General features: G+C 64.2%; 9 protein-coding genes. 2 read left to right on the top strand and 7 right to left on the bottom strand.

The features are described from left to right. Nucleotides 1-963, bottom strand: a 963-nt coding sequence (locus tag ACTG4J_RS14275) for a glycosyltransferase family 4 protein (protein ID WP_439140408.1), incomplete at its 3' end; no start/stop codon positions are given. A gap of 85 nt (nucleotides 964-1048) precedes the next feature. Further along, a complete protein-coding gene (locus ACTG4J_RS14270; RefSeq protein ID WP_439140407.1) occupies nucleotides 1049-1375 on the bottom strand; it encodes a hypothetical protein in 327 nt (108 codons plus the stop codon). A 541-nt stretch (nucleotides 1376-1916) separates the two neighbouring features. Between ACTG4J_RS14270 and ACTG4J_RS14265 the strand changes: the two genes are divergently transcribed. Next, complete coding sequence (locus ACTG4J_RS14265; protein WP_439140406.1) at nucleotides 1917-2861, top strand: DNA-binding protein; 945 nt, start codon at nucleotides 1917-1919, stop codon at nucleotides 2859-2861. 27 nt (nucleotides 2862-2888) lie between these two features. On the opposite strand, the gene ACTG4J_RS14260 is transcribed toward ACTG4J_RS14265, so the two are convergent. Then, nucleotides 2889-3536, bottom strand: coding sequence for a BON domain-containing protein (locus tag ACTG4J_RS14260; RefSeq protein ID WP_439140405.1), 648 nt, complete (start codon nucleotides 3534-3536; stop codon nucleotides 2889-2891). Between the two features lie 177 nt (nucleotides 3537-3713). Here ACTG4J_RS14260 and ACTG4J_RS14255 point away from each other — a divergent pair, with 177 nt between their 5' ends. Then, on the top strand, nucleotides 3714-4148 hold the full coding sequence (locus ACTG4J_RS14255; protein WP_439140404.1) for a c-type cytochrome: 435 nt from the start codon (nucleotides 3714-3716) through the stop codon (nucleotides 4146-4148). A 60-nt stretch (nucleotides 4149-4208) separates the two neighbouring features. Here the strand turns inward: ACTG4J_RS14255 and ACTG4J_RS14250 are convergent, their stop codons facing one another. The 4 genes from ACTG4J_RS14250 to ACTG4J_RS14235 form a co-directional block, all read right to left on the bottom strand. Continuing rightward, nucleotides 4209-4739 carry an Hsp20/alpha crystallin family protein gene (locus ACTG4J_RS14250; protein WP_439140403.1) on the bottom strand — a complete coding sequence of 177 codons (531 nt, stop codon included), beginning with the start codon at nucleotides 4737-4739 and terminating at the stop codon, nucleotides 4209-4211. A 114-nt stretch (nucleotides 4740-4853) separates the two neighbouring features. Next, on the bottom strand, nucleotides 4854-5741 hold the full coding sequence (locus ACTG4J_RS14245; protein ID WP_439140402.1) for a Crp/Fnr family transcriptional regulator: 888 nt from the start codon (nucleotides 5739-5741) through the stop codon (nucleotides 4854-4856). A gap of 3 nt (nucleotides 5742-5744) precedes the next feature. Continuing rightward, nucleotides 5745-6239 (bottom strand): host attachment protein, encoded by a 495-nt coding sequence (locus ACTG4J_RS14240; RefSeq protein WP_439140401.1) that lies wholly within the window; start codon nucleotides 6237-6239, stop codon nucleotides 5745-5747. Continuing rightward, the coding region (locus tag ACTG4J_RS14235) for a hypothetical protein (RefSeq protein WP_439140400.1) at nucleotides 6236-6434 on the bottom strand (199 nt) is incomplete at its 5' end. The genes ACTG4J_RS14235 and ACTG4J_RS14240, both read right to left, overlap by 4 nt.

The raw sequence follows: 6434 nt of genomic DNA, 5'->3' as shown, positions 1-6434 counted from the left end.
CTGGGCGCGCAGCTGCGGGTTATCCAAAAGCTGCGCTGTGGCCGTGGCAATGGCATCCGGCGCATCCGGTGGAACCAGGAAACCGGTCTGGCCATCGGCCACCAACTCCTCGAAGGCACCGACGGTGGTGGCCACGACTGGCACGCCGCAGGCCATGGCTTCAAGCGGGGTCAGCCCAAAGCCCTCCCAGCGTTGTGGTGCGACGAACAGATCAAGCGCTTGGTACCATTGTGGCATCTCCCAGACCGGAACTTCGGGGCGGAACAAGATGCGTTCACCCAAGCCAGCCTGCGCCACGCGCGCCTCAAGATCGCGGGCAAAATCGGCATATTTGTCCAAGGCCCGCCCCATCACCAGCGCGCGCGCATCGGGACGGTCGCGCAAGGCCGCGATCATCGCATCGACAAAGGCATCGGTGCCCTTCTGCGCGCGGATACGGCCGTAACAACCGATCAAGACCCCATCTTCCGGCAGGTTCAACGCGCGTCGGATCGCGGCGCGGTCTTGGGGCGGGTGAAAGCTTTCGGCATCGATCCCGTGCAAGATGACGGTGGCGGGGCGCTCCAGATAGGCGGCCGTGCGCGCCGAGGTCGCGATCACCGCATCCATCTGCGCGATCAACGCCTTGGTCAGCCATGTATGGTGACGCTGCGAGGCCGAGGTAAAGACCAGCCGCAGCTTCTTTCCCAACAGGTATTTCAGCGCCAAGCCGCCCAGCATCTCGGTGTTGCGGCGGGCATGCCAGACGCGCGCACCATGCGGGCCACGGCGGGGCAGGGTGATCAGATCGCGCAGGCGGATCTGTGGCACATGAGCCGGCAGCACGGGGCCGACGGCGGCGATGGCGATATCTTGGGCTTGTATCGGCACAAGCCGCACGATGGTCGATGTCACCCCTGAGAGGCGGCGCTTGAAATTCGGCGCGACAACATCGATCTGCCGCGGGTCGCTGAAAAGGGTCATGCCCGGGCGCTCCTTCGGTGGCGACGGTCTCATGGATTGGCTGATCGCTTAGGCAAAGCGGCGCAGCGATGCAAGGCGCATGGCCCTAGCCTTGGGGCCAGCGCATCTCGTGGGGTCTGTCCATGCCGACCGGGCGGCTCAGGCGCAGCACGCTGCGCCCTTCGACCATCACCTCGGTCGCGGTCGATTGCGGGCGTGTCGCCACCGCGTCGCGGCTGAGATCGAACAGCATGCGGGTGGTCTCCTCCAGCCGTTGCTCGGCACGCTCGGCGCGCGTGGTGACGGCCGCAAGTTGCTGGCGCATTTCCTCTAAGCGTTCGCGAAAGGCGTCGCGCTCGGTCTTGGAGATTTCCAAGGCGACGGTGACCTCCAACAGGCGTTGCCACTGATCTTTCGCCTTTGCCTTCGCCATGCTGCCTCCCGCCGCGATGCGCCCCCTTGCGGGGTCCGTTCGTCACCGCGCACTATGAAAGGGGCAACCTTTGGCAGCAATCGCGCGAAAGTTTCATGCCGCCTGCAAAGGGGCAGCCAGGGTTGATTTGCGCGCCGTCAATGCGCGATTCGGCCCTTGGTGAGAGTATGAAATTCTCGATGAGGGGAGCAGGAAGGGACATGGCCGCGATCGGAGCGCCTTAGGGCGAAAGGGTGGTAGCCAAAATGACCTGACCCGCCATGAACCTCATCGGGCTGATCCGCTGCGGTCTGGAAACGGTGTATCGGGCTAACCCCCGTGACCACACGCCCAGATCGCGGCGGGTCCGGTCCTGCCCCGGACCACGGGGGCGATGCGGTCGAGATGTCCCCAGTTCTCCTGCGTCGCCCTCGGTTTGGGCCCCCCGCCAAGTCAGCGCTTGATGCCCGTCAATGCCGCTTGTCGGACGATTGCGCAGCCTGTGGTGGCGCGCCCGCCGCGCCGAACCCGCCCAGCCCGCACGCAGATCGGAGGCCCGCCCATGCTATCGCCCGCACCACCAGCCGCGCCCGATGCCACCGCCCAGATCGACACCAACAGCCAGATCGCCGAGCGGCTGGCGCGCTATGGCGATCTGTTGGCGGCAGAGGGCGGGGACCGCTTCCGCATCCGTGCCTATCGTGCCGCGGTCGAAGAGATCATGGCCCTTGATCGCCCCCTATCCGAGGTTTTCGAGGTCGGTGGGATCGATGCGCTGATCGCCTTGCGCGGGATCGGGCGTGGGATTGCGGCGGCGATCGTCGAGATGCTGACCACAGGGCGATGGCGCCAGCTTGAGCAGCGCGTGCAAAGCCTGACACCCGAGCGGCTTTTTGCAACGATACCGGGTATCGGCCCGGTTCTGGCCAGCCGCCTTGTGCAGTCCTTGGGTGTCGATAGCTTGCCTGATCTGGAAGCGGTGCTGCGTTTGGGTGACGCCGAGGTGCAAGGCATCGGGGCGCGGCGGCGCGCGGCGATTTTGGCGGGTTTGGCGCAGCGTTTGAACCGCGTGCCCGATGGCAGGGGCAGGGCACGTAACGCCCAAGAGGCGCCCATACCACCCGTCGATCTGCTGCTTTCGATGGATGCGCGCTACCGCGCCAAGGCCGCGGCGGGCGCGCTGCGTCTGATCGCGCCGCGCCGCTTCAACCCCGCAGGCGCGGCATGGTTGCCGATCATGCATCACCACGCGGACGGATGGGAATTCACCGCGCTTTTTTCGAATACCGCCCATGCCCATGAATTGGGCCGCACGCGCGATTGGGTGGTGATTTACCATCGCCCCGATGGTGGGGCCGAGGGGCGCGCGACGATCGTGACCGAGACCAGTGGGCCACTCAAGGGCCTGCGCGTGATCCGTGGCCGCGAAGACGCCTGCACGCAGCATTACGCAAAGACCCCCGCGCTTGAGCAAAGCGCGGGGGCGTGGCGGCATGGCGGCGGGTAGCGAGAGCCCGGCGCATCGGATGGGGTGTCAGCTGACCGTCAGATGATCGACAACTTCGGTCACACCGGGGGCGGACCATGCCGCGCGCTCGGCGCTGCGCCGCTCGCCCAGATAGCGCACGCGGCCCTCGAGCGTGACCTTGCCGCCATCGACATTGACCTTGATCGCGCTGGCATCGAGCTCGGCGTCGCGCTGTAGCGCCTTTTGGATGCGCTGGGTGACATCGGCGGGTTTCACCGCCGGGGTGATGCGCAAACGGTTATTGACGCCCGTCACCCCTACCAAGCGGCGCACGGCCTGTTCGGTGGCGGTCGATTGATAGTGCCACTCGACCTGACCGTCGAGCGTGACCCAGCCCTTGGTCACGGTGATCTTGATCTTTTCATCGGGAACCGAGCTGTTCCATTTCAGCGTGTTGACGATGCGCTTGGCGATCTCGTCATCGGCGGTGATATGCGCGCCGATGGGGCGCACCTCGATCTCGTCGGCGATGGCGCGCACGCCGCGAATACCTTCGACGATTTCGCGGATGGTGACCTTGTCGCTGAACGATCGGACATGTCCGGTCAATGTCACCACCTGACCATCGACGGCGACGCCGATATCGGCCGCGTCGACGCTGGGTTCGAGATCCAGTTCCTCCAGAATATCGAGCCGCAATTCCTTGTCGTTCATGATCTTCCTCCATGCGGATAAGCGATGTGCAGGCCCCGATGCTAACGCGTGGGCACGGGCGGGCATTGATGGGGCGCAAGCCTCCAAGCTCGGGCGGTTTGCGTCCCGTCAATGTGGGCCTCGCTCGGGCGGCCCAGACTGACCGGCGCGTTCCATTCCCAGAACCAGGAGATCCACATGCCCCAGCCTAGCCCCAAGCCCCGCAGCGCCATCGCCCTTGGTTTCGCCGCCGCGATGCTGGCCGCCGTCCCGGCCATGGCCGAAGACGATGACGATAACGACGACACCGGGCGGCTTGAATACATGTACAGCTGTTCGGCCTGTCATGGCGAAAGCGCGCGCGGCGATGGGCCGGTGGCGCGCTATCTCAATGTCGACACACCCGGCCTGACAACACTGACGCGTGAGAATGATGGTGAATTTCCGCTCTACAAGGTGGTGCAGATCATCGACGGGCGCAGCGGTGTCGGCGCGCATGGCACGATCATGCCTGTCTGGGGCGCGCGTTTCATGCCGCAGGCTTTGGCCGAAGGGGGGCATTTCCGGGCCGAGGTGATCGTGCGGGGCCGCATCTTGTCGATCGCCCATTACCTGGAGTCGGTCCAAGATTGAGCCTGCACTCATCCAGCGCGATGGGCGGGGCGGCTTGCATGCGCGCCCCCCGCCCGTTTTTCATGCCGCCTTGATCGCGATCTTGCGCGCGGTCTCGCGGGCATTGGCCGTTTTGGGGATGGTGATGGTCAAGACACCTTGCGCAAGCCGGGCGGCGATCTGGTCGGGATCGGCCGCGGGTGGCAGGCGCAGACTGCGCCGAAACGCGCCGTAATGGCGCTCGCTGACAAGGAAATCGGCTTTTTCGGCGCGCTGCTCTTGGGATAACGCGCCGCTGATGGTCAGCATCCCGGCATCGATCTGCACCTCGATATCGCTCGGTGCGAGGCCGGGCAATTCGGCCTTGATCTCGTAATGCCCGTTGCGATCGACCATCTCGAGCGCTGGAACAAGCGGTTGTTCGTTGGAAAACATCGCGCGCGGATCAAAGCGGTGCGCGCGTGGTGCGCGCCAAAGCCCGGCTCCGAATTCATCGAAAAGGCGGTCGATCTCGTCGCGCAAGGTGACAAGTGGGGCCCAGCCCGCACCATGGCTGCGCGCTTCACCCGGCGCTTTGGATGGCACATCCACAGAACCGCTTTGCTTGGTCATGACCTGATCTCCTTGTTTTGATATCGCCGCGTGATGCGGCAGGCAGGGTCTTGCCATTGCGGCCTGAAACGCGCGGTGCGACATTGACGGGCCGCAATCATGGCGGGGCCGGTCCTAGATCGGCAATTGCTGCGGCGGCGTGCTTGGCTGCGCCATTTGCTGCGCGGCGCGATCGCCGGGCCGATACGGCGTGTCATCGGCATCAAGCCGAATCTGGATTGGCCGCGTCCCGCCGAGCGCGCGTGCCAACCCCTCGGTCCGGCAAATAGCCATGACATCCGTCTCAGGGTCGATCCCGGCCATATCGGCCAAGGCGGATAGATCATTGATCAGGTAGCGGCCCTGCGCGCGGCTTTCGATCAGCCCTTGTTCGGCGAGTTGACCGAGCGTGCGACAGATCGTTTCGACGGTCGTGTTGGTCATATCGGCCCAATCGCGCCGCGAGATCGGCACCGAAACCACAAGCCCACCGCCCGGTAGGGGTTCGCTTGGCATGATCTCGGCGGCCATGACCAGAAAGGCGATGATCCGCTCGCGGCTGTTGAGCGCGCCGCGCCGCCAAAGCAGTTCCAATTGGCGGGCATATTGCTCGGCTGCGGCGCGCAGGATTTCGAGGCGCAGTTCGGGTTCTTTTTCAAATAGGCGGCGCAAGACCTGCGGGTCGAAGCTGCAGATCTCGACATCGGTCGCCGCGCTGATGCTGCAACTACCGTCTTGCCCCAGCCACGCACCGACCGGGTCGGATGGCAGCGCCAGCCCCACGATGCTGCGCCGACCATCCTCGAGGATACGCTCGGTGCGCAAATAGCCACGCCGCAAGATGCCTGTCAGCTTGGGGGCCTCACCCTCATCTTGCAGCACCCAACCCGCCGGAAGCTTGCGCAGCCGGATAGCGGCGCGACCGGCCGATGCCGCCGAGACCGCTTTGCACAATGCCCTTGTCCGTGGATCGCAGCCCGCACAGGTGTTCGGTGTGGATTGGTTGTCTTGTAGTATCGTCATCGGTCAATCACTCCCTTGATTGCGCGGCCCTGCGCCGCCTTGTTTGTCGGATTGGTCGATCAGGTCGCGCAGCCGTCGATGCAGCGTATCTTGCGCCAAGGTCATGAGGCGGCGCGCCGGATGCAGGATCAGCCCGTCCTTCAACTGGGCCGACAACTGCGTTCGCACGCTGGTGAGAATGGCAGGGTCGGCGAAAACGGCGAGGCGCTCGAAACGATGCGCGCGGTGCTGGGTCTCGAGAAAACTCAAGGTCTCGCGCAAGAACTCGTCCGTATCCTCGCGCAGTTCCTCGGCGTCGATGGGCGCGGGGGCAGCGCCCTGCGTGTCGTGACCATCACTTTTTGTGCCAAGCACGGCGCCCGACAAGATGGCCCGCAAACGTGTCGCCGGGGCATGGCTGACAAATTCGATCGGCTCTTCGCCGTCGCCACTCTCGAACCCGCGTAACACGCGTGCATGCATTGGATCGATCACAAGTGCCCAGATGCGCGCGGTCATGTTTTCCCCAATCGTTGAATTTGCAATTTTTGCACATTCGCAGATCGGGGCGCGTCGAGCATTGATAGTCCGCAATGAAACGAACCAATGTCGTGGCTAAGATTGACTTCGGTAATCTTTGGTAAGATATATATATCTATAGTGTGTTTTTGTACCCAGAATAAAGAGAGGCGGGCGTGTAACTTGCCTGCCGCA

The sequence above is a fragment of the Roseicyclus sp. genome (genome assembly GCF_965662675.1).
Lineage (GTDB): Bacteria > Pseudomonadota > Alphaproteobacteria > Rhodobacterales > Rhodobacteraceae > Roseicyclus.
This window is presented reverse-complemented; position numbering and strand designations above follow the sequence as displayed.